Annotated in this window: 20 protein-coding genes; 8 read left to right on the forward strand and 12 right to left on the reverse strand. The window is 72.5% G+C overall.

Translation table 11 applies throughout. From position 1 onward, the window contains the following. Nucleotides 1-71 precede the first annotated feature (71 nt). From ACWCO8_RS12300 to pdhA, 3 genes are read right to left on the reverse strand one after another with little or no spacing between them, the layout of a single operon-like run. Nucleotides 72-1454 (reverse strand): dihydrolipoamide acetyltransferase family protein, encoded by a 1383-nt coding sequence (locus ACWCO8_RS12300; protein WP_451032186.1) that lies wholly within the window; start codon nucleotides 1452-1454, stop codon nucleotides 72-74. Next, nucleotides 1454-2482: an alpha-ketoacid dehydrogenase subunit beta gene (locus ACWCO8_RS12305; RefSeq protein ID WP_451032187.1), complete on the reverse strand. Its 1029-nt coding sequence runs from the start codon at nucleotides 2480-2482 to the stop codon at nucleotides 1454-1456. The genes ACWCO8_RS12300 and ACWCO8_RS12305 overlap by 1 nt, the downstream gene beginning before the upstream one ends. After that, nucleotides 2482-3642, reverse strand: a complete 1161-nt coding sequence (pdhA, locus tag ACWCO8_RS12310) for a pyruvate dehydrogenase (acetyl-transferring) E1 component subunit alpha (protein WP_451032188.1) — start codon at nucleotides 3640-3642, stop codon at nucleotides 2482-2484. The genes ACWCO8_RS12305 and pdhA overlap by 1 nt, the downstream gene beginning before the upstream one ends. Before the next feature lie 192 nt (nucleotides 3643-3834). On the opposite strand from pdhA, the gene ACWCO8_RS12315 reads away from it, so the two are divergent. Further along, nucleotides 3835-4344 (forward strand): Lrp/AsnC family transcriptional regulator, encoded by a 510-nt coding sequence (locus ACWCO8_RS12315; protein ID WP_362006132.1) that lies wholly within the window; start codon nucleotides 3835-3837, stop codon nucleotides 4342-4344. 106 nt (nucleotides 4345-4450) lie between these two features. Here the strand turns inward: ACWCO8_RS12315 and ACWCO8_RS12320 are convergent, their stop codons facing one another. Both ACWCO8_RS12320 and ACWCO8_RS12325 read right to left on the reverse strand, forming a co-directional pair. Then, the gene (locus ACWCO8_RS12320; protein ID WP_362005499.1) at nucleotides 4451-5044 is read right to left on the reverse strand and encodes a TetR/AcrR family transcriptional regulator; all 594 of its coding nucleotides are present in this window, start codon (nucleotides 5042-5044) and stop codon (nucleotides 4451-4453) included. Then, on the reverse strand, nucleotides 5041-6714 hold the full coding sequence (locus ACWCO8_RS12325) for a 3-hydroxyacyl-CoA dehydrogenase (RefSeq protein WP_451032189.1): 1674 nt from the start codon (nucleotides 6712-6714) through the stop codon (nucleotides 5041-5043). Before ACWCO8_RS12325 ends, ACWCO8_RS12320 begins: the two co-directional genes overlap by 4 nt. 190 nt (nucleotides 6715-6904) lie before the next feature. On the opposite strand from ACWCO8_RS12325, the gene paaN reads away from it, so the two are divergent. Next, on the forward strand, nucleotides 6905-8602 hold the full coding sequence (gene paaN, locus ACWCO8_RS12330) for a phenylacetic acid degradation protein PaaN (protein ID WP_451032190.1): 1698 nt from the start codon (nucleotides 6905-6907) through the stop codon (nucleotides 8600-8602). Nucleotides 8603-8649: 47 nt separating this feature from the next. Here the strand turns inward: paaN and ACWCO8_RS12335 are convergent, their stop codons facing one another. Genes ACWCO8_RS12335 through ACWCO8_RS12345 form a run of 3 tightly spaced genes read right to left on the reverse strand, consistent with a single transcriptional unit; the run spans nucleotide 8650 to nucleotide 11344 of the window. Continuing rightward, nucleotides 8650-9312: a TrmH family RNA methyltransferase gene (locus ACWCO8_RS12335; RefSeq protein ID WP_362005491.1), complete on the reverse strand. Its 663-nt coding sequence runs from the start codon at nucleotides 9310-9312 to the stop codon at nucleotides 8650-8652. Beyond that, entirely contained in the window at nucleotides 9309-10562 is a 1254-nt protein-coding gene (locus ACWCO8_RS12340) for an HTTM domain-containing protein (RefSeq protein ID WP_451032191.1), read from the reverse strand. The genes ACWCO8_RS12335 and ACWCO8_RS12340 overlap by 4 nt, the downstream gene beginning before the upstream one ends. Further along, nucleotides 10559-11344 carry a DUF5819 family protein gene (locus ACWCO8_RS12345; protein ID WP_451032192.1) on the reverse strand — a complete coding sequence of 262 codons (786 nt, stop codon included), beginning with the start codon at nucleotides 11342-11344 and terminating at the stop codon, nucleotides 10559-10561. Before ACWCO8_RS12345 ends, ACWCO8_RS12340 begins: the two co-directional genes overlap by 4 nt. Nucleotides 11345-11422: 78 nt before the next feature. Between ACWCO8_RS12345 and paaA the strand changes: the two genes are divergently transcribed. The 6 genes from paaA to ACWCO8_RS12375 all read left to right on the forward strand — a co-directional run bounded on the left by paaA (nucleotide 11423) and on the right by ACWCO8_RS12375 (nucleotide 16308). Continuing rightward, entirely contained in the window at nucleotides 11423-12466 is a 1044-nt protein-coding gene (gene paaA / locus ACWCO8_RS12350) for a 1,2-phenylacetyl-CoA epoxidase subunit PaaA (protein ID WP_362005485.1), read from the forward strand. Continuing rightward, nucleotides 12463-12750, forward strand: a complete 288-nt coding sequence (gene paaB / locus ACWCO8_RS12355; RefSeq protein WP_362005482.1) for a 1,2-phenylacetyl-CoA epoxidase subunit PaaB — start codon at nucleotides 12463-12465, stop codon at nucleotides 12748-12750. The genes paaA and paaB overlap by 4 nt, the downstream gene beginning before the upstream one ends. Then, a complete protein-coding gene (gene paaC, locus ACWCO8_RS12360; RefSeq protein ID WP_451032193.1) occupies nucleotides 12747-13490 on the forward strand; it encodes a 1,2-phenylacetyl-CoA epoxidase subunit PaaC in 744 nt (247 codons plus the stop codon). Before paaB ends, paaC begins: the two co-directional genes overlap by 4 nt. Continuing rightward, nucleotides 13484-14002, forward strand: a complete 519-nt coding sequence (gene paaD / locus ACWCO8_RS12365) for a 1,2-phenylacetyl-CoA epoxidase subunit PaaD (protein ID WP_451032194.1) — start codon at nucleotides 13484-13486, stop codon at nucleotides 14000-14002. Before paaC ends, paaD begins: the two co-directional genes overlap by 7 nt. Continuing rightward, nucleotides 14003-15091, forward strand: a complete 1089-nt coding sequence (locus ACWCO8_RS12370) for a 2Fe-2S iron-sulfur cluster-binding protein (RefSeq protein ID WP_451032195.1) — start codon at nucleotides 14003-14005, stop codon at nucleotides 15089-15091. It abuts the gene before it with no gap. An 83-nt stretch (nucleotides 15092-15174) separates the two neighbouring features. Further along, entirely contained in the window at nucleotides 15175-16308 is a 1134-nt protein-coding gene (locus ACWCO8_RS12375; protein ID WP_451032401.1) for an acyl-CoA dehydrogenase family protein, read from the forward strand. A 35-nt stretch (nucleotides 16309-16343) separates the two neighbouring features. On the opposite strand, the gene ACWCO8_RS12380 is transcribed toward ACWCO8_RS12375, so the two are convergent. The 4 genes from ACWCO8_RS12380 to ACWCO8_RS12395 all read right to left on the reverse strand — a co-directional run bounded on the left by ACWCO8_RS12380 (nucleotide 16344) and on the right by ACWCO8_RS12395 (nucleotide 20546). Next, a complete protein-coding gene (locus ACWCO8_RS12380; RefSeq protein WP_362005473.1) occupies nucleotides 16344-16688 on the reverse strand; it encodes a rhodanese-like domain-containing protein in 345 nt (114 codons plus the stop codon). Nucleotides 16689-16742: 54 nt separating this feature from the next. Beyond that, complete coding sequence (locus ACWCO8_RS12385) at nucleotides 16743-17813, reverse strand: hypothetical protein (protein WP_451032196.1); 1071 nt, start codon at nucleotides 17811-17813, stop codon at nucleotides 16743-16745. A gap of 109 nt (nucleotides 17814-17922) precedes the next feature. Continuing rightward, a complete protein-coding gene (locus ACWCO8_RS12390) occupies nucleotides 17923-19371 on the reverse strand; it encodes a DUF2252 domain-containing protein (RefSeq protein WP_451032197.1) in 1449 nt (482 codons plus the stop codon). 203 nt (nucleotides 19372-19574) lie between these two features. Beyond that, entirely contained in the window at nucleotides 19575-20546 is a 972-nt protein-coding gene (locus ACWCO8_RS12395) for a hypothetical protein (RefSeq protein ID WP_451032402.1), read from the reverse strand. Between the last annotated feature and the right edge of the window lie 9 nt (nucleotides 20547-20555).

Genomic DNA, 20555 nt, shown 5'->3' on the forward strand with positions numbered 1-20555 from the left:
AGAGCCCCCGGCCGTCTCAGGGGAAGAGAACATCGTGACGACGGCCGGGGGCTCCTGGGGTCAGTGCCGGGTCAGAGCGTGCGCAGCAGCACCGCGGGGTGTTCGACGCAGTCCGCGACATAGCGGAGGAAGCCGCCCGCCGTGCCTCCGTCGCAGACCCGGTGGTCGAAGGTCAGCGACAGCTGGACGACCTGGCGGACCGCCAGCTCACCGTTGTGGACCCACGGCTTGGGGATGATCCGACCCACCCCGAGCATCGCCGCCTCCGGGTGGTTGATGATCGGCGTGGAGCCGTCGACCCCGAACACCCCGTAGTTGTTCAGCGTGAACGTCCCGCCGGTCAGGTCCGCCGGTGTCAGCGTCCCCTTCCGCGCCGACTCCGTCAGCCGCGCGAACTCCTCCGTCAGCGACTCGGCCGTCCGCGTGCCCGCGTCCCGGACCACCGGAACGACCAGACCGCGCTCGGTCTGCGCCGCGAACCCGAGGTGCACGGACGGCAGCCGGACGATCTCCCGCGCCGCCGTGTCCACCGTGGAGTTCAGCTCGGGGAAGCGGGCGAGCGCGTGGGTGCAGATGCGGGCGAGCAGCGCGAGGAGCGAGATCTTCGGGCCACCGGCCGCGTTCTTCGCGGCCCGCGCGGCCATGAGCTCGGTCGCGTCCGCGTCCACCCAGCAGGTGGCGTCCGGGATCTCCGTACGGCTGCGGGAGAGCTTGTCGGCGACGGCGCCCCGGACCCCGCGCAGCGGCACCCTCTCGCCGACGGCCGCGACGGCCGCGACGGCCACGACCGGAGCGGGACGCGCGGCGGCCGTCTCGGCGGCGGCCAGGGCGGACTCCACGTCGGCCCGCAGGATCAGCCCGGCCGGGCCCGATCCCCGTACCTCCCGAAGATCGAGGCCCTTGTCCCGGGCCAGCTTCCGCACGAGCGGCGAGATCACCGGCACGGGCCCGTCCGAAACCACGGGAGCCGCAGAAGCCGCAGCCGGAACCGACACCGGGATCTGGACCGGCGCGACGGCCGGAGCCGCGGCAGCCGGAGCCGCGGGGCTCTCGCGCCGCACCCGGCGACGCCTGGCCGCCGGTCCCGCCGTGCCGTACCCGACGAGCACGTTGCCGGAGTACTCCGAGGACTCGGCCGAGGCGGCGGCCTCCGCCGAGGGACCGCCCGCGACCGTGGCGGACGGCGCCGTCGGCGCATCGCCCGGCGTTCCGCCGACCGCGACCGTAATCAGCGGCGCGCCGACCGGCAGCTCCGTGCCCTCCTCGCCGAAGCGGGCGGTCACCACACCGCCGTACGGGCACGGCACCTCGACCATGGCCTTGGCGGTCTCGACCTCCACGACCGGCTGGTCGATGGCGACGACGTCGCCGACGTTCACCAGCCAGCGGACGATCTCCGCCTCGGTCAGCCCCTCACCGAGGTCGGGCAGCTTGAACTCGAGAACCTGGGCCATCAGTTGCCCGCCTCCCACTGCAGCCGCGCCACCGCGTCGAGAATCCGGTCCACGCCCGGCAGGTGGTGCCGCTCCAGCATCGGCGGCGGGTACGGGATGTCGAACCCGGCGACCCGCAGGACGGGCGCCTCCAGGTGGTGGAAGCAGCGCTCGCTCACGCGTGCCGCGATCTCCCCGCCCGGCCCGCCGAACCCGGCCGACTCGTGCACGACGACGGCCCGTCCGGTGCGCCGCACCGACGCGCAGACGGTCTCCTCGTCGAAGGGCACCAGCGAGCGCAGATCGACCACCTCCAGGTCCCAGCCCTCGGCCTGGGCCGCCTCCGCGGCCTCCAGGCAGACCGGCACGGACGGCCCGTACGTGATCAGCGTGGCGCTGCGCCCCGCTCGGCGCACGACGGCCTTGCCGATCGGCTCCACCGGGGTCGGTGCCTCGGGCCGCCAGTCGGCCTTCGACCAGTAGAGCCGCTTGGGCTCCAGGAAGACGACCGGGTCGTCGGAGGCGATCGCCGCCCGCAGCAGCCCGTACGCGTCCTCGACCGTGGCCGGGGTGACGACGTGGAGCCCCGGCGTCGCCATGTAGTACGCCTCGGACGAGTCGCTGTGGTGCTCCACACCGCCGATCCCGCCGCCGTACGGCACACGGATCACCAGCGGCATCGGCATCGCGCCCCGGGTGCGGTTCCGCATCCGGGAGACGTGGCTGATCAGCTGCTCGAACGCCGGGTAGGCGAAGGCGTCGAACTGCATCTCGACGACCGGCCGCAGTCCGTACATCGCCATGCCGACGGCCGTGCCGAGGATGCCGGCCTCGGCCAGCGGGGTGTCGGTGCAGCGGTCCTCGCCGAACTCCTTGGCGAGCCCGTCGGTGACCCGGAAGACGCCGCCGAGCGTGCCGACGTCCTCGCCCATGACATGGACGGTCGGGTCCTCGGCCATCGCGTCGCGCATCGCCCGCTGGAGCGCCTGCGCCATGGTGGCGGGCTTGGCCGCCGCCTTCTTCTCCGGCGTCTGCTGCGCGGTGGTCATCACGCCTCGCTCTCGGCGTCGAGCTCGGCCCGCAGCTGCGCCGCCTGCTCGCGCAGTTGTGCCGTCTGCTCGGCGTAGACGTGCGCGAACAGATCCATCGGGTCCAGGACCGGCTCGGCGTTCATCCGCTCGCGCAGCTCCGCCGCCATCGTCTCGGCGGCCTCGGCCGCCGCACGCTTGCCGTCCTCGTCGAGCAGGCCACGCTCCGTCAGCTCCCGCTCCAGGAGCAGGATCGGGTCGTGCGCCCGCCAGGCCTCGACCTCGCTGTCCCCGCGGTAACGGGTCGCGTCGTCGGCGTTGGTGTGGGCGTCGATGCGGTACGTCACGGCCTCGACCAGCGTCGGTCCGCCGCCCCGCCGCGCGCGTGCCACGGCCTCGGTCAGCACCTGGTGGACGGCGACGGCGTCGTTGCCGTCGACGAGCCGGCCCGGCATGCCGTACCCGACGGCCTTGTGGGCCAGCGAGGGGGCCGCCGTCTGCTTGGCGAGCGGCACGGAGATCGCGAAGCCGTTGTTCTGCACGAGGAAGACCACCGGGGCCTGCCAGACGGCCGCGAAGTTCAGCGCCTCGTGGAAGTCGCCCTCGCTGGTGCCGCCGTCGCCGACCATGGCGAGGGCGACCACGTCGTCGCCCTTGAGGCGGGCCGCGTGGGCCAGGCCCACCGCGTGCGGGAGCTGGGTGGCGAGCGGCGTGGACAGGGGCGCGACGCGGTGCTCACGCGGGTCGTACCCGGTGTGCCAGTCGCCGCGCAGCAGCGTCAGCGCCTGGACCGGGTCCAGGCCGCGGGCGACGGCGGCGAGGGTGTCGCGGTACGACGGGAAGAGCCAGTCCCGGTCCTCCAGGGACAGCGCGGCCGCGACCTCGGCGGCCTCCTGCCCCGTGGTCGACGGGTAGACGGCCAGGCGGCCCTGCTTGGTGAGCGCCGTGGCCTGCGTGTTGTACCGACGGCCGCGGACCAGCTCCGCGTAGAGCCGCCGCAGCAGCTCGGGGTCGGCCTGGGCGGCCGCGTCCGTGCCGAGGACCCGATAGGGCTCGGCGTCGGGCAGCAGCGGGGCGGGGTCGGTGCGCGGCTTCCACGCCGGCGGCGGGGTCGGCCGGTAGGCGGTCGCGGCACCGGGCGGCTCTTGGACTGTCGAACTGCGCTGTTGCAACGAGTCCACCTCCTCGTGGGAGCGGGCATAAGACCCGAAGGCGGGTGGCGCGAATGTGGTGCGCCTCACCTACCGATTGTTCGGTCGTGGATCCATTTTGGCTACAGGCGCCCTCAGCCTGTGGACAATCGGTTCTCCACAGCCTGGGATGGAGACATGTCGTCCATGGATGAGAGGTGGGGGGACGTGGCGGATGAACAAATGGCCGACGGCTGGGAGCAGGCCCTGCCCCCGAGCCCGGCCGGAGTGCCGCAGGGCCCGCCGGCCCGCCCGCTCGACGCGATCGACCGGGACATCCTGCGCATCCTGCAGACGGACGGTCGCGCGTCGATACGCTCCGTGGCCGAACGGGTCCACGTGTCCCGGGCCAACGCCTACGCGCGGATCAACCGGCTGATCGACGACGGCGTGATCCGCGGCTTCAGCGCCCGGGTCAACCACGAGCGCGCCGGGCACGGCGCCTCGGCGTACATCACGCTGAGAATCGTCCAGAACTCCTGGCGCACCGTGCGCGAGCAGCTCCAGGCGCTGCCGGGCGCCGCACACATCGCCCTGGTCAGCGGAGACTTCGACGTCCTGCTGCTCGTGCACACGCCGGACAACCGGACGCTGCGCGAGCTGGTGCTCACCCGGCTCCAGGCGATCCCTGAGGTGCTCTCCACGCGCACGCTGCTGGTCTTCGAGGAGACGGACCTCGATCCGGACCACTGAAGGCCCGGACAGGCGCCCGGACAGGCGGCCGGGACCGGCGGGCCCGGACATGCGGGCCCGGACCGGAGGACCCGGCCTGGCCCGCGAAAGTGCCCTGGGACGGGCCTCAGCGGGCCGTCCGCAGCCCGTCGAAGGCCAGGTGCACGACGGTGTCGGCGAGCTGGTCCCGCTCTGCGTGGGCGCCCGGCAGCGGCCGGTACCACTCCACCAGCGAGTTGATCATGCCGAAGAGCAGCCGGGTGGCGAGCTTGATGTCCACATCGGCCCGCAGGTCCCCGTCGGCCACCGCCGCCTTCAGCAGGTCGGCCACCTTGTGGTCGAACTCCCTGCGCCGCTCCATCGCCCAGCGCTCGGTGTCGGTGTTGCCCCGGACCCGCAGCAGCAGCGTCACGTACGGAAGCTCCGCTATCAGCACCTCGACGGTGCGCCGCGTGACGTACTCGACTCGCTCGATCGCCCGGCCGCGCCCCGCGCCCGGCTCGCCGAGGATCCCGAAGAGGCCGTCGAGCGCACGGCTGACGGCCCTGCGCAGCAGCTCCTCCTTGCCGGCGACATGGTGGTAGATCGAGGACTTGGAGATCCCGGCGGCCTTGGAGAGGTGCTCCATGGACGTGCCGTCGTAGCCGCGCTCGTTGAAGACCCGTACGGCGACGGAGAGCAGCGTCTCGGGGGTGTAGGTGTCCCGCTTCGCGGTCGTCATGCCGTGGCCTCCTCGCCTGCCGTGTCCGCCGCCCGCTCGGCGGCCGCCTGTTCTTCCGCCGCGCGGTCCGCGGCCGCCTGCTCCGCGGCGACGCGGCGGCGCAGCGCCTGCGAGGGGGCGTAGCGGCCCGTCGGGTACTCCTCGTGGAGGTTGGAGAGCGTCCCCAGGACCCAGCCCGCGCCCAGCTCCTCGGCCCAGGCCAGCGGGCCGCGCGGGTAGTTCACGCCGAGCCGCATCGCGGTGTCGATGTCGTCGGCGTCCGCCACCGCGCGCGTGGCGGCGTCGTAGGCGAAGTCGGCGAGCATCGCGACCGTACGGGCGACGATCAGGCCGGGGACGTCACCGATGACGCTGACCTTCTTGCCGGCCGCCTGGAAGAGACCGATCGCCTCCTGGAGGGAGGCGTCGTCCACGGTCGCCGCGGGCGCGAGGACGATCCGCTCGCAGGTGGCGAAGTCCAGGGCCAGGTCGATGTGGATGACCGGCATCTCGGCGTCGTCGGCTGCGGTGCCGTCGGCGAGGAAGAGCCGGGTCCCGCTGGGCAGTTCGATCCAGCCCGGGTAGCCGGGCACGGCGTCGTCGGCGCGCTCGACCGTGATCCCTGACTGCTCGAAGAGACCCACGAGCGCCCGCGCCTGGTACAGGTCCCCCTGGACCGTGACCGAGGCCGGCCGGTCGGCGGGCGGCGCGGTGTGCGGCTCGGGGGCCGTCGCGCCGTCCCCGTACGGGAACCAGCCCTGCCCCGACTTGCGGCCGAGCCGCGCCGACTCGACCAGGCGCCGCTGGGCGAGCGAGGGCGTGAACTTGGGGTCCTGGAAGAAGGAGTCCCAGACGGACCGGGTGACGGCCTCGTTGACGTCCTGGCCGATGAGGTCGGTCAGCTCGAAGGGGCCCATCCGGAAGCCGCCGCTCTCGCGCAGGGCCGCGTCGATGGTGGCGGGGTCGGCCGCGCCCTCCTCGTACACCCGCAGCGCCTCGGCGTAGAAGGGCCGGGCGATCCGGTTGACGATGAAGCCGGGGGTGTCGGCGCAGCGCACCGGGGTCTTGCCCCAGCTCTTGGCGGTCTCGTACGCGCGCGTGGCGGCCGACGCGTCGGTGGCGAAGCCGCTGACGACCTCGACGAGCGGCAGCAGCGGCGCCGGGTTGAAGAAGTGCAGTCCGACGAACCGGCCGGGCAGCCGCAGCCCTCCCGCGATCGCGGTGACGGAGAGGGAGGAGGTGTTGGTGGCGAGGAGGGTGTCGTCGCCGACGATCTTCTCCAGGTCGGCGAAGAGCCGCTGCTTGACCGGGAGATGTTCGACGATCGCCTCGACGACGAGCGCCGCGTCGGCCAGCTCGGTCAGCTCGGCCGCGGCGTGCAGCCGGGCCACGGCGGCGTCGCGTCCGGCCTTGTCCAGGCGGCCCTTCTCGACCAGCCGGTCCAGGCGGGCGGCGAGCGCGGTCACGGCCTCCTCGGCCCGGCCGGGGGCGCTGTCGTAGAGCCGTACGGGATGCCCGGCGACCAGGGCGACCTGCGCGATGCCTTGGCCCATGGTCCCCGTGCCGACGACGGCGACGGTACGGCTCCGGTCGAGGGCTTCGGCGGCGGAATCCGGGGCCGTGGCCGGGGCCGTGGCCGGGGCCGTGGCCGGGGCGGCGTCCGGCGCCGAGTCGCTCACATTGGCGGTCATACGGCTGATCCTCCCCGATGGGTTGTCCACAGCTTCGACAGACCCCCTTGTCCCGACCGATCGTTCGGTTACTCTAACTCTGTCCGTTCCTCCCTGCCCACCCGTCTTCCACGACCACCCGTCGCGGAAGGCACCGCGCAGGCGTCACACGCGCCGAACCGATCTAGCTCGACGAGGAGTTGGTCCCGCCATGGCCGCCGCTCAGCTGACCACCGACGCTCTGGCCCAGAAGCACCGGTCCACACTCGACCAGGCACTGGACACGATCCGCACCCGTGCCTATTGGTCACCGCACCCCGAGCACCCCAAGGCCTACGGCGAGAACGGCTCGCTGGACGCCGCCGGTGGTCTCGAGGCGTACAAGGCCCTGCTGAACACCCGCTTCGAGCTGGACCAGCCCGGCACGGACGACTGGACCGGCGCCGAGACCTCGCCGTACGGCCCGGCGCTCGGCATCGAGTACCCGCACGCCGACATCGACGTCCTGCTGCCCGCGATGCGCGCCGGCATGGCCGCCTGGCGCGAGGCCGGCGCCGAGGTCCGCGCCCTGGTCTGTCTGGAGATCCTCGCCCGGATCTCCGCCCGCACCCACGAGTTCGCGCACGCCGTCATGCACACCAGCGGCCAGGCCTTCATGATGGCGTTCCAGGCCGGCGGCCCGCACGCCCAGGACCGCGGCCTGGAGGCCGTGGCGTACGCGTACGCGGAGCAGACCCGGACCCCCGGCGGCCGCGCCGACTGGTCCAAGCCGCAGGGCAAGCGGGACCCGCTGGAGCTGACCAAGGCGTTCACGCCCGTCGCCCGCGGCATCGCGCTCGTCATCGGCTGCAACACCTTCCCCACCTGGAACGGCTACTCGGGCCTCTTCGCCTCGCTGGCCACCGGCAACCCGGTCCTGGTCAAGCCGCACCCGCGCGCCGTCCTCCCGCTGGCGCTGACCGTCCGCGTCGCCCGCGAGGTCCTCGCCGAGGCCGGCTTCGACCCGAACCTGGTCGCGCTGGCCGTCGAGCGGCCGGGCGAGGGCATCGCCAAGACCCTGGCGGTCCGCCCCGAGATCCGGATCATCGACTACACCGGCTCCACCGCCTTCGGCGACTGGCTGGAGGCCAACGCCCGCCAGGCGCAGGTCTACACGGAGAAGGCCGGCGTCAACACGGTCGTCGTCGACTCCACCGACGACTACAAGGGGATGCTCTCCAACCTGGCGTTCTCCCTGTCCCTGTACAGCGGCCAGATGTGCACCACCCCGCAGAACCTGCTGATCCCTCGCGACGGCATCGCCACCGACGCGGGACCCAAGTCGTACGACGAGGTCGTCGCCGACCTGTCGGCGGCCGTCGGCGGTCTCCTCGGCGACGACGCCCGGGCGAACGCCCTGCTCGGCGCCCTGGTCAACCCGGACGTGAAGGCGCGTCTTGAGGCCGCCGCGGGCCTCGGCGAGGTGGCGCTGGCCTCCCGCGAGGTGGCGAACCCGGACTTCCCGGACGCCGTCGTCCGTACGCCGGTGATCGTCAAGCTGGACGGCTCGAAGCCGGACCCGGAGGCGGCCTACTTCTCCGAGTGCTTCGGCCCGGTCTCCTTCGCCGTCTCCGTCGACTCGACGGCCGACGCGCTGGAGCTGCTGCGGCGCACGGTCCGTGAGAAGGGCGCGATGACGGTCGGGGCGTACACGACGTCACCCGACACCGAGCGCGCGATCGAGGAGGTCTGCCTCGACGAGGCGGCCCAGCTCTCCCTGAACCTGACGGGCGGGGTGTACGTCAACCAGACGGCGGCGTTCTCCGACTTCCACGGCTCGGGCGGAAACCCGGCGGCGAACGCGGCCCTGTGCGACGGAGCGTTCGTCGCCAACCGCTTCCGCGTGGTGGAGGTCCGCCGCCAGGCGTGACCGGGGCAGTCGCGGGGGCCTCACGGGGCCTCCGCGAAGCCCATCGGTCATCCGCCCGGGGTGATCTCCGCGTACCGCTGCACCCACGCGTGCATCGCGATCGCCGCGGCGGCGCCCGCGTTGATCGACCGGGTCGAACCGAACTGGGCGATCGAGCAGACCATCTCCGCGTGGTTCCGGGCTTCCTCGGTGAGGCCCGGACCCTCCTGCCCGAAGAGCAGCACACAGCGCCGCGGCAGCACGGTCCGCTCCAGCGGCACGGCGCCCGGCAGGTTGTCGATGCCGATGATCGGCACGCCCTCCGCCTTCGCCCACGCCGTCAGCGACTCGGTGTCCGGGTGGTGGCGGACGTGCTGATAGCGGTCGGTGACCATGGCCCCGCGCCGGTTCCAGCGCCGTCGGCCGACGATGTGGATCTCCTTCGCCAGGAAGGCGTTGGCGGTCCGCACCACCGAACCGATGTTGAAGTCGTGGCCCCAGTTCTCGACCGCGACATGGAAGTCGTGCCGCCGGGTGTCCAGGTCGGCGACGATCGCCTCCCGCGTCCAGTACCGGTACCGGTCGACGACATTGCGCCGGTCCCCGCCGGCGAGCAGCTCCGGGTCGTAGCGCTCGCCGTCCGGCCAGGGCAGCGGATGCGGCCCCACGCCGACCTCGGGGGCGTACCCGTCGTCGTACTGGATCGGCTCGGACTGTTCAGCGGTGCTCACCCCACGAGGGTACGGGGGGTGGCCTCCTCGTCCGTACGGCGCTGGTCGGGCACCGTGCCGCGCGGCCGGGACAGCAGCCGGTCCCTGCCGCGCCCCACCCGCGCGCCCAGCCAGACCAGGAACGCCGTCGGCAGGAACACCGCGTCGGCCGAGATCATCGCCAGCGAGAAGAGCGGGAGCCCGAGGAGCACGGCGATGCCGGCGTGCTCCAGCATCATCGCGACCAGCAGGACGTTCTTGACCTTGCGGTTGAACAGGGCGAAGGGGAAGGCGACCTGGATCAGCACGGTGCCGTAGGTCAGCACCATCACCATCACGCCGCTGGCTCCGAGCAGATCGGACAGGACGGGCCAGGGCGAGAAGTAGTCCAGCTGGAGCGGGTAGTAGAGCGCGGTCCCGTCCTGCCAGCGCGAACCCTGGATCTTGTACCAGCCGGCCGTCGCGTAGATCAGACAGACCTCGGCCATGATCACGACGAGAGCGGCGTTGTGGGTGAGGTTGGCGAGGACGTCGAGCAGGGTGCGCGGCTCGCCCGGCGCGTAGCGGCACACCAGCCACCACAGCGCCTGCCCGAGCCACAGCACCCACAGCATCACAAGGAGCCAGGCCGAGCCGTTGGTGTCGGAGTAGTAGGCGGTGGCGAGGAGCAGGCCGCCGAGCACGGTCCACAGCAGCGGTCCGACGACGTCGCGCCGGGGCGCCTTCCCCGCCTCCGCCTCACGGGCCTCGCGAGCGGCCCGGCGGGCGTCCAGGGACCAGACCTGACCGCAGCGGGTCAGGACGAGGTAGATCGCGGTGAGGTGGATGACGTTGTCCCCGCCGTCGCCGACGAAGACGGAGCGATTCTGCAGGGACAGCACACCGACCATGAAGACCACCGACATGGCGCGGGTGCGCCAGCCGAGCAGCATCAGAAGGGCGGAGAGGACGGCGAGCACGTAGACGGTCTCGAACCAGAACCTGCTGTCCGACCACATGAGCACCGTGAACGCTTCGTTCAGGCCGATCAGCCGGCGGCCCATGTCCCAGGCCCAGGGTCCTTCGGGACCGTAGAGCTCATGGCGGTGGGGCAGTTCGCGCAGCAGGAAGAGCAGCCAGGTGAGCGAGATGCCGATGCGGACGATCGCGGTCTGGTACGGGCCGAGGGCCGAGGCCGTGACCCGCTGGATGCCCCGCGCGAGACGCCGGTCGAACGGCTCACGGGGCGCGGCGGCCTTCGCGGTGTCCAGGGATGTGGATGATCGATTCACCGGCCCGCCTCCGTGCGGTCGTCCCGTGCCCCGCCCGGCAGATCGGCGGCGGTCACCCTCCACCACGGAAACTCCCGGTGGGAGGGGTCCGTGTTCGACTTCTCGGTGCTCCACGCCGGGGCGGGCACGAGGCGCGTCACGGAGCGGAGCTGGATCCGCTCCACCTTTCCGCCGAGGTCCTCCCCGTCGAGCCGGAGCATGACGATCCGGCGCACGTACTCCTCGGAGAGCCGGCCGCGCAGACCGTTGGGGCGGTGGTCGTCGCCGTGGGTGTTCGTATAGAAGTCCCACGCCCGGCGGAGCTCGTTCTGCTCGGTGTGGCTGGGCACGAGGTTGCCCCGGATCGCCTCCGCGTCCTGCGCGGTCAGATCGATCCAGCCGGTGGTGCGGGATGCGCCGTCGGCGCCCTCGACCTCGGCACGGACCTCGACCGAGACGTTCTGCTGGAGCGGATTGGGGGCGAAGAGCTTCCAGTTCTGCTCGAACTCGGGGTAGATCCACTCGTCGACCGCGTCACCGTGCTGCTTGGTCAGCGTGTTCGACGGTGCGACGTGCAGGAACACCATCGCGAGGTGGACAGCGGCGAAGACCGCGACACCGGCGAGCGCGACGGCCGCGACCACCTGGTACGGGAGCGAGAGCGAGGCTATCCCGACGCCCTGGCCGCGCACCTCCGGCGACTCCGGCCCGGGCGGCGGCTGCTCCTCTTGTACGCCCGCGTCCTCCGCGTCGACCTGCGCTTCCATCCCCGCCCCGATCCCGATCCGTCCGCCCTCGGTCATCCACAGGGTTGACACCATACGGGCCGCCGACCGACCATTGAAGTCATTCAACCGAACGATCGGTCGGTAGGGGGTCCGATGACCGCAGGGACGGCAGCGACCGCAGTGACCGCGGACGCACAGAAGACACGGGCGGCCGCACAGGGCGCGCCGGACAAGGGCTCGGACACCGCCGCGTCGGAGGCAGCGGCGCAGGCGGCCTACGAGGCGGTGTTCGACGCCGCCGTCGCCGCCGACGAGCGCATCGAGCCACGCGACTGGATGCCGGACGCCTATCGGGCGTCCCTCGTCCGCCAGATGGCCCAGCACGCCCACTCCGAGATCATCGGCATGCAGCCCGAGGCCAACTGGATCACCCGCGCGCCCTCGCTGCGCCGCAAGGCGATCCTCATGGCCAAGGTCCAGGACGAAGCCGGCCACGGGCTGTATCTGTACAGCGCGGCGGAGACCCTCGGCACCAGCCGCGACGAGCTCCTCGACAAGCTCCACGCCGGCCGCCAGAGGTACTCCTCGATCTTCAACTACCCGACGCTGACCTGGGCCGACGTCGGCGCCATCGGCTGGCTCGTGGACGGCGCCGCGATCACCAACCAGGTCCCGCTCTGCCGCTGCTCGTACGGCCCGTACGCCCGCGCGATGGTCCGTATCTGCAAGGAGGAGTCCTTCCACCAGCGGCAGGGGTACGAAGCCCTCCTCGCCCTCTCCCGGGGCACCGAGGCCCAGCACGCCATGGCGCAGGACGCGGTGAACCGCTGGTGGTGGCCCTCGCTGATGATGTTCGGCCCGCCGGACGACGCATCGGCGCACTCCGCCCAGTCCATGGCCTGGAAGATCAAGCGGCACTCCAATGACGAGCTGCGCCAGCGGTTCGTGGACATCGCCGTCCCCCAGGCCGAGGCCCTCGGACTCACCCTCCCGGACCCGGACCTGCGGTGGAACGAGGAGCGCGGGCACTACGACTTCGGCCCCATCGACTGGGCCGAGTTCCAGGACGTCCTCAAGGGCAACGGCCCCTGCAACGATCAGCGGCTCGACCGGCGCCGCCGGGCCCACGAGGACGGGGCCTGGGTCAGAGAAGCAGCGGCGGCATACGCCGGAAAGCACGGGGAGGCACGGGCATGACCACCGACGGATGGCCCCTGTGGGAGGTGTTCGTGCGCTCGCGCCGCGGACTGTCCCACACCCACGCCGGCAGCCTGCACGCACCGGACGCCGAAATGGCCCTGCGCAACGCCCGCGACCTGTACACCCGCCGCAGCGAAGGCGTCTCGATCTGGGTGGTGCCCTCCACCGCGATCACCGCCTCCTCGCCCGACGAGAAGGACCCCTTCTTCGAACCGTCGGCGGACAAGCCCTACCGCCACCCGACCTTCTACGAGATCCCCGAGGGGGTGAAGCACCTGTGAGCGAGACCACCGACACCACTGGCACCACCGCCGGGATCGCCGAGGCGGCCCTGGCGCTCGGCGACGACGTCCTGGTGCTCTCCCACCGACTGGGGGAGTGGGCGGGCGACGCCCCCGTCCTGGAGGAAGAGGTCGCCCTCGCGAACATCGCGCTCGACCTGCTCGGCCAGGCACGCGTCCTGCTCTCCCTCGTCGGGGACGAGGACGAACTCGCCTACCTCCGCGAGGAACGCGCCTTCACCAACACCCAGCTCGTCGAGCAGCCCAACGGCGACTTCGCCCACACCATCGCCCGCCAGCTCTACTTCTCCACCTACCAGCGGCTCCTCTACGGCCAGTTGGCGGCCGGCGACGGCCCCCTGAGCGGGCTCGCGGCGAAGGCCGTCAAGGAAGTCGCCTACCACCAGGACCACGCCGAGCACTGGACCCTCCGCCTCGGCGACGGCACCCCCGAGAGCCACGACCGCATGCAGCGCGCCTGCGACGCCCTCTGGCGCTACACCGGTGAGCTGTTCCAGCCCGTCACCGGCCTCGACGTGGACCACGAGGCCCTGCGGGCCGCCTGGCTGGACTCCGTCACCGCCGTCCTCACGAAGGCCACGCTCACCGTCCCGACCGGCCCCGACACCGGCGGCTGGCGCGCGGGAGCCGGCCGGCAGGGCCTGCACACCGAGCCCTTCGGACGGATGCTCGCCGAAATGCAGCACCTGCACCGCAGCCACCCGGGGGCGACATGGTGACCACCATGACCGGCGGCCAGGCGACGACCGACCTGGAGCGGGAGCTGAGCCGGATCGCCGGCTCCGTCCCCGACCCCGAGCTGCCCGTCCTCACCCTCGGGGAGCTCGGCGTCCTGCGCGGCGTCCAGATCCTCGGCCCCGGCCGCGTCGAGGTCGAGCTGACCCCGACGTACACCGGCTGCCCCGCCATCGAGGCGATGTCCTCCGACATCGAGCACGCCCTGCACGAGCACGGCATCCCCGACGTCTCCGTCGTCACCGTCCTCGCACCCGCCTGGTCCACCGACGACATCAGCGACGAAGGACGGCGCAAGCTCGCCGAGTTCGGCATCGCCCCGCCCCGCCCCCAGGGCCCGGCCGGCGGCCCCGTGCCGCTGACCCTGGCGATCCGCTGCCCGCACTGCGGCTCCACCGAGACCGAACTGCTCAGCCGCTTCTCCTCCACCGCGTGCAAGGCGCTGCGCCGCTGCACGGCCTGCCGCGAACCGTTCGACCACTTCAAGGAGTTGTAGATGGTGTCCTCAGGGGCCGGACGGGCCGCGTTCCACCCGCTCCGGGTGAGCGAGGTCGAGCAGCTCACGGACGACTCGGTGGCCGTCACCTTCGCCGTCCCGGCCGAGCTGCGTGACGCCTACCGCCACACCCCCGGCCAGCACCTCGCCCTGCGCCGCACCGCGCGCGACGGCGAGGAGATCCGCCGTACGTACTCGATCTGCGCACCCGCGGCCCCCACCGGCCAGGACCCCGTCCTGCGCGTCGGCATCCGGCTCGTCGACGGCGGAGAGTTCTCCACCTACGCCCTGAAGGAACTGGCCGTCGGCGACACCGTCGACGTCATGGAACCCATGGGCCGCTTCACCCTCACGCCCCGCCCCGGCCACTTCGCCGCCGTCGTCGGCGGCAGCGGCATCACCCCGGTCCTGTCGATCGCGGCCACACTCCTCGCCCAGCAGCCGGACGCCCGGTTCTGCCTCGTCCGGAGCGACCGCACCGCGTCGTCCACGATGTTCCTCGACGACGTCGCCGACCTCAAGGACCGCTTCCCCGACCGCTTCCAGCTCGTCACCGTCCTCTCCCGCGAGGAGCAGCAGGCGGGCCTCCCGTCCGGGCGCCTCGACCAGGAGCGGCTGACCGGCCTGCTCCCCGCGCTGCTGCCCGTCGACGAGATCGACGGCTGGTTCCTGTGCGGCCCGTTCGGCCTCGTCACGGCCACCGAACGCGCCCTGCGCGGACTCGGCGTCGAACGCTCCCGGATCCACCAGGAGATCTTCCACGTCGACGACGGCTCGGCCCCCGCCCCGGCACCCACCAGCGCGGCGCCCGTCCACGCCACCCTGACGGCCACCCTGCACGGCCGCTCCGGCAACTGGCCCGTCCAGGAGGGCGAGACGCTCCTCGAAACGGTGCTCCGCGCCCGCGCCGACGCGCCCTACGCCTGCAAGGGCGGCGTGTGCGGCACCTGCCGCGCCTTCCTCGTCGAAGGCGAGGTCCGCATGGACCGCAACTTCGCCCTGGAACCGGAGGAGACCGAGGCCGGATACGTCCTGGCCTGCCAGTCCCACCCGGCCACCGCCGAAGTGGAGCTGGACTTCGACCGCTGACCGTCCCCCCGCGCCCATTCCCTTCCCCTAGAACCTGTTCTATCTTGACGATCCGTCAGAGCAGGCAACGGGAGGGCATGGCCGTGGACTTCACCTTCACCGAGGAACAGCAGGCGGCCGTCGAGGCGGCCAAAGCGGTCTTCTCCGGCGTCAGCCCCGACTCCGTACCGAGCCCCGCGCTCACCCCAGGAGCCGTCGCCGACGACCTCGACCGGCCGCTCTGGTCCCGCCTCGCCGCAGCCGACCTGCTCAGCCTCACCCTCGGCGCCGAACACAACGGCGCGGGCCTCGACACCATCGCCCTCTGCCTCGTCCTGCGCGAATCGGCCCGCGTCCTCGCCCGCGTCCCCCTCCTGGAGACCAGCGCGGTCGCCATGACCGTCGAACGCTACGCGGACCCGCGCACCGCCGCCGCACTCCTCCCCCGCGTCGGCCGCGGCGAACTCGTCCTCACCGCCGCCTCCAACGGCCACACCGGCCACGACCCCGCCGAACTCGCCGTCACCGCCCGCCGCGACGGCACCGACTGGATCCTCGACGGCCTCCAGAGCGCCGTCCCCTGGGCCCACGGCGCCGACCGCATCGCCGTCCCCGCCCACACCGCCGAAGGACAGACCGTCCTCGCACTCGTCCCCCGCGCCCAGCCCGGACTCACCCTGGCCGCACAGTTCTCGACCAGCGGCGAACTCCTCGCCGAGCTGCACCTGGACTCCATACGCCTCGACAGCGCCGACGTCATCGACACCGCCGGCGCCTGGGACTGGCTCCGCGGCGTCCTCGCCACCGGCACCTGCGCCCTCGCCCTGGGCCTCGGCGAGAACGTCCTCACGATGACGAGCCACTACACCGGCAAGCGCGAACAGTTCGGCCACCCCGTGGCCACCTTCCAGGCCGTCGCCGTCCAGGCCGCCGACCGCTACATCGACCTGCGCGCCATGGAAGTCACCCTCTGGCAGGCCGCCTGGCGCATCAGCAGCGGAGCGGGCGGCCCGCTACCGGCCGCCGCGGACATCGCCGTCGCCAAGATCTGGGCCTCGGAAGGCGTACGCCGCGTGGTGCAGACCGCCCAGCACCTCCACGGCGGCTTCGGCGCCGACACCGACTACCCGCTGCACCGCTACCACGCCTGGGCCAAACAGCTCGAACTCGCCCTCGGCCCGGCCGCCGCACACGAAGAGGCCCTGGGCGACCTCCTGGCCGCCCACCCCCTCGGCTGACCGGACCGCAACCGCGCCCCGGGCCACAGGAGGACTCAGGCCACGAAGCCCGGGGCGCCGTCCTTCGCCACCACCGGCCGACCGGCCGCGTCCCAGGCGATCATGCCGCCGTCGACGTTCACCGCGTCGATCCCCTGCTGCACCAGATACTGCGTGACCTGCGCCGACCGGCCACCCACCCGGCACATCACATACGCCCGACGCCCATCCGCCACGGCCTCGGTCACCTCGCCGAAGCGGGCCACGAAGTCGCTCATCGGCACATGCAGAGCACCCTCGGCATGACCGGCCACCCACTCGTCGTCCTCACGGACGTCCAGCACCAGGGCGTCGGCCGGCACGGAAGCCACGTCCACCGAGGGGAGCGGGGCGAAATTCATGGGACAGGCCTTCTCTCGTACGAACGGCTCGAAGGGATCGAGCCCGTTGGAAACCTACTGCACCTGCCGCACCAACGCGGCAAGCTCGGCCTCCCGCGCGGAGACCTGCGCCAGCAGCTGCTCGGCGATCTCCTCGAGGAGCCGATCGGGGTCGTCGGGCGCCATCCGCAGCATCGCGCCGATCGCGCTGTCCTCCAGCTCCCGGGCGACCAGGGTCAGCAGCTCCTTGCGGTGCGACAGCCACTCGAGGCGCGCGTACAGCTCCTCGCTCTCGCTGAGCTGCTCCGGCTCGGGCACCGGACCGGCCGCCCACTCGGCGGACAGCTCGCGCAGCAGCGCCACGTCACCACGCGCGTAGGCCGCGTTGACCCGGGTGATGAACTCCTCACGCCGCCGACGCTCGTCCTCCTCACGCGCCAGGTCCGGGTGGGCCTGCCGGGCCAGCTCGCGATACAGCTTCCGGGCCTCCTCGCCGGGCCGGACCCGCTTCGGCGGCTGCACGGGCTGCTCGGTCAGCATCGCGGCGGCCTCGGGGGAGAGCCCGTCGGAGTCGATCCAGTCGTGGAAGAGCTCGTCGACACCGGGCATCGGCATGACGACGGCCCGCGCCTCCTGCGCCCGCCGCAGATCCTCGGGATCCCCGGTCCGCGCCGCGTGCGCCTCGGCGATCTGCGCGTCCAGCTCGTCGAGCCGCGCGTACATCGGCCCGAGCTTCTGGTGATGCAGCCGGGAGAAGTTGTCGACCTCGACGCGGAAGGTCTCCACCGCGATCTCGAACTCGATCAACGCCTGCTCGGCCACCCGAACAGCCTTCGCCAACCGAGCCTCAGGCCGCTCAGCACCGGACTCTCCGCCGACGCCGGCCTCGGCCCCAGCAGTCTCACCCACACCGGCACCAGCCCCGGCACCCGAGTCCGAGACTTCGCCCGCACCGGCACCGAGGTCAGAGCCTTGGCCCGCACCGGCACCGAGGTCCGAGCCCTCGCCCGCTCCGGCACCCGCACCCAGGTCCGCGCCTTCACCCGCACCGGCGCCCGCGCCCAGGTCCGGGCCCTCGCCCATACCCGCGCCTGCGGCCGGATCCACGTCCTGGTCCACGCCCACGTCCTCGCTCCGGTCCGTCACCCCACCAGCCTACGATCCCCGGGGGCCCCTCCCCCCCTCCCTCCCCCCGCCCCGTCCCCCCGGTCCCCCGTGGCCCGTGGCAGCCCGTGATTCGGGCAGGCGTGGGCCGTCACACTCCGAGTTCGGCCGCGATCCGGCCGTCGCGTACCGCCGTCACCAGGTCGGTGTGGTCCGCCGTGGTGCGGTCGGCGTAGGCGACGGCGAAGGACGCGACGGATTCGTCGAGCTCCTCGCTCTTGCCGCAGTAGCCGGCTATCAGGCGCGGGTCGGCGCTGTGGGCGTGGGCGCGGGCCAGGAGCGCGCCGGTCATGCGGCCGTAGTCGTCGACCTGGTCGGGGGTGAGCGCGGCCGGGTCGACGCTGCCCTTGCGGTTGCGGAACTGGCGCACCTGGAACGGTCGCCCCTGCACCGTGGTCCAGCCGAGCAGGATGTCGCTGACGACCTGCATCCGCTTCTGTCCGAGCACCACGCGGCGGCCTTCGTGTCCCGCGTCCGGGACGGTGAAGCCGACGGCCGGCAGGTGCGGCAGCAGCGCGGACGGCCGGGCCTCCTTCACCTGGAGGACGAGCGGCTCGCCCCGGTGGTCGAGCAGCAGCACCACGTAGGAGCGGGTGCCGACGCTGCCGGTGCCGACGACGCGGAAGGCGACGTCGTGGACGGCGTACCGCGCGAGCAGGGGGAGCCGGTCCTCGGAGACGGTCTCCAGGTAGGAGCCGAGCGCGGCGGCGACGGCCGCCGCCTCCTCGTCCGGGACCCGGCGCAGTACGGGCAGGGCCTCGACGAACCGCCGGCCTCCGCCGTCGGCGTCGGTCACGGACTCGGTCGACTTGGCGGCGAAGCGTGCGCTGGTGTTGTTGCGGGCCTTGGCCGAGACGCGTTCGAGGGTGCCCAGCAGGTCGCGGGCGTCGGTGTGGGAGACGAGTTCCTCGTCGGCGATGGCGTTCCAGGAGTCGAAGGCGGGGAGCTTGGCCAGCAGGCGCATGGTCCGCCGGTAGGCGCCGACGGTGTCGAACGCGGCGGCGCGGCAGGTGTCCTCGCTCGCGCCCGCTTCCCGTCCGGCGAGCACCAGTGAGGTGGCGAGTCGCTTGAGGTCCCATTCCCAGGGGCCGACGACGGTCTCGTCGAAGTCGTTGAGGTCGATGACGAGACGGCCGCGGGCGTCGCCGTAGAGGCCGAAGTTGGCCGCGTGCGCGTCGCCGCAGATCTGGGCGGCGACTCCGGTGACGGGGGAGCCGGCCAGGTCGTGGGCCATGAGTCCGGCGGAGCCGCGCAGGAACGCGAACGGGCTGGCGGCCATGCGGCCGACCCGTATGGGTGCCAGTTCCGGCACGCGGTCGCGGCTGGAGTCCTCGACGGCGCTGACGGCGTCGGGCCGGTCGGAGGAGAGGACGAACGTGTCGTGGCTGGTGCGGGGGACGCGTGTGCGCAGGGCCTTGCCCTGTTCCTTCGGGGAGTCGGTGACCCCCGCGGCGGATCGCAGGGCGAACCCCGGCACGTGCGGAACGCGCCCGCCGTCCGTGTCTCGCTGTCCCGGTACCGCTGCCCGGATCTCGCCCATGGGACGTCCTCCCCCGACTTTCGTGCTGCCCTTGCTGTTCAACATCAACGGGATGACGGTACCGCCGGGTTCGACGAACCGTCTTCCCCTGTGGACAACGGCCTGTGGACAACCGATCACCTGGACGTCTTCGGCCCAAGGATCTTCTTCGGGCCCGTAGGTCTTCCTCGGCCCGCAGGTCTTCCTCGGCCCATGGATCCTCCTCAGACCCCGACGGTCTCCTCCATCTCCTCCTCGGCCTCGGCGGGTGCCGCGGGCACGGCGGCTGCGGCCGGGCGGCGGCGCGCTTCGGCCAGGCCCGCGCACACCATGACGGCGACTCCGGCAAGGAGCCAGAGTGCGAGGGTCAGGAGGTGTCCGCCCAGGGCGTGGCCGTCGAAGTAGACGTGGCTGCGGACGCCCTCGACGAAGCCGGCGCCGTTCCAGAAGGCGTGCAGGGCGCCGAAGAATCCGGGTTGCAGCTCGGGGCGGTAGATCCCGCCGGAGCTGGTGAAGTTGAGCATGACGAACAGGACCATCACACCGAGGGTGGTCCAGCGGCGCAGGAAGGTGTGGAGTCCGACGCCGATCAGCAGGATGCCGGCCGAGTAGAGCCAGGACATCGCCCAGACTCCGCCGAGCCCGCGGTCGACGAGGTGGAACATCGGTCCGGCGAAGACCGTCCCGACGAGGCTGACGACGAGGGACATGCCGGCGGCGAGAAGGGCGCGGATACGCAGGGGCAGGACGGCTCCGGCGCCGCCGATGACGGCGACGGAGGCGTACGAGCCGATGCTGAGCGCCACCAGGAGGAAGAAGACGCCCTGTCCGGTGGGGTCGCCGTCGGAGACGGGGGCGACGTCGGTGACCTTCAGGGGCGCGTCCTGTCCGGCGGCGACCTTGGTGAAGACCTTCTCGACGGCCATGGCGCTGGTGTCGGAGGAGGCGGAGGCGACGAGCAGTTCGGGGCGGTCACCGGGGAGGTACGCGCCGAAGGAGGTCCGCTCGCGCAGTGCGGTGACGGCGGTCTCGCGGTCGGGGACGGTACGGACGTCGAGGGCGCCGTCGCCCTTGTCGTGGAGGGTCTGGGCGAGGACCTGGGCGCTGGGTCCCGATCCGACGACGTCGACGCGCAGGTCGTGGGGCTGGGGGGCGTGGAACGCGCCGAGGTAGGCGAGGCCCATGCCGACGCACATCAGCAGCGG

This window comes from Streptomyces sp. NPDC001927, from assembly GCF_053594455.1.

What these genes read in the sequence shown, in the direction of transcription:
- ACWCO8_RS12300 (WP_451032186.1), bottom strand. Translation starts at nt 1,454, where the DNA reads ATGGCCCAGGTTCTCGAGTTCAAGCTGCCCGACCTCGGTGAGGGGCTG.
- ACWCO8_RS12305 (WP_451032187.1), bottom strand. Translation starts at nt 2,482, where the DNA reads ATGACCACCGCGCAGCAGACGCCGGAGAAGAAGGCGGCGGCCAAGCCC.
- ACWCO8_RS12315 (WP_362006132.1), top strand. Translation starts at nt 3,835, where the DNA reads ATGGCCGACGGCTGGGAGCAGGCCCTGCCCCCGAGCCCGGCCGGAGTG.
- ACWCO8_RS12320 (WP_362005499.1), bottom strand. Translation starts at nt 5,044, where the DNA reads ATGACGACCGCGAAGCGGGACACCTACACCCCCGAGACGCTGCTCTCC.
- ACWCO8_RS12325 (WP_451032189.1), bottom strand. Translation starts at nt 6,714, where the DNA reads ATGACCGCCAATGTGAGCGACTCGGCGCCGGACGCCGCCCCGGCCACG.
- paaN (WP_451032190.1), top strand. Translation starts at nt 6,905, where the DNA reads ATGGCCGCCGCTCAGCTGACCACCGACGCTCTGGCCCAGAAGCACCGG.
- ACWCO8_RS12345 (WP_451032192.1), bottom strand. Translation starts at nt 11,344, where the DNA reads ATGACCGAGGGCGGACGGATCGGGATCGGGGCGGGGATGGAAGCGCAG.
- paaA (WP_362005485.1), top strand. Translation starts at nt 11,423, where the DNA reads ATGACCGCAGGGACGGCAGCGACCGCAGTGACCGCGGACGCACAGAAG.
- paaB (WP_362005482.1), top strand. Translation starts at nt 12,463, where the DNA reads ATGACCACCGACGGATGGCCCCTGTGGGAGGTGTTCGTGCGCTCGCGC.
- paaD (WP_451032194.1), top strand. Translation starts at nt 13,484, where the DNA reads ATGGTGACCACCATGACCGGCGGCCAGGCGACGACCGACCTGGAGCGG.
- ACWCO8_RS12370 (WP_451032195.1), top strand. Translation starts at nt 14,003, where the DNA reads ATGGTGTCCTCAGGGGCCGGACGGGCCGCGTTCCACCCGCTCCGGGTG.
- ACWCO8_RS12380 (WP_362005473.1), bottom strand. Translation starts at nt 16,688, where the DNA reads ATGAATTTCGCCCCGCTCCCCTCGGTGGACGTGGCTTCCGTGCCGGCC.
- ACWCO8_RS12390 (WP_451032197.1), bottom strand. Translation starts at nt 19,371, where the DNA reads ATGGGCGAGATCCGGGCAGCGGTACCGGGACAGCGAGACACGGACGGC.
- ACWCO8_RS12395 (WP_451032402.1), bottom strand. Translation starts at nt 20,546, where the DNA reads ATGTGCGTCGGCATGGGCCTCGCCTACCTCGGCGCGTTCCACGCCCCC.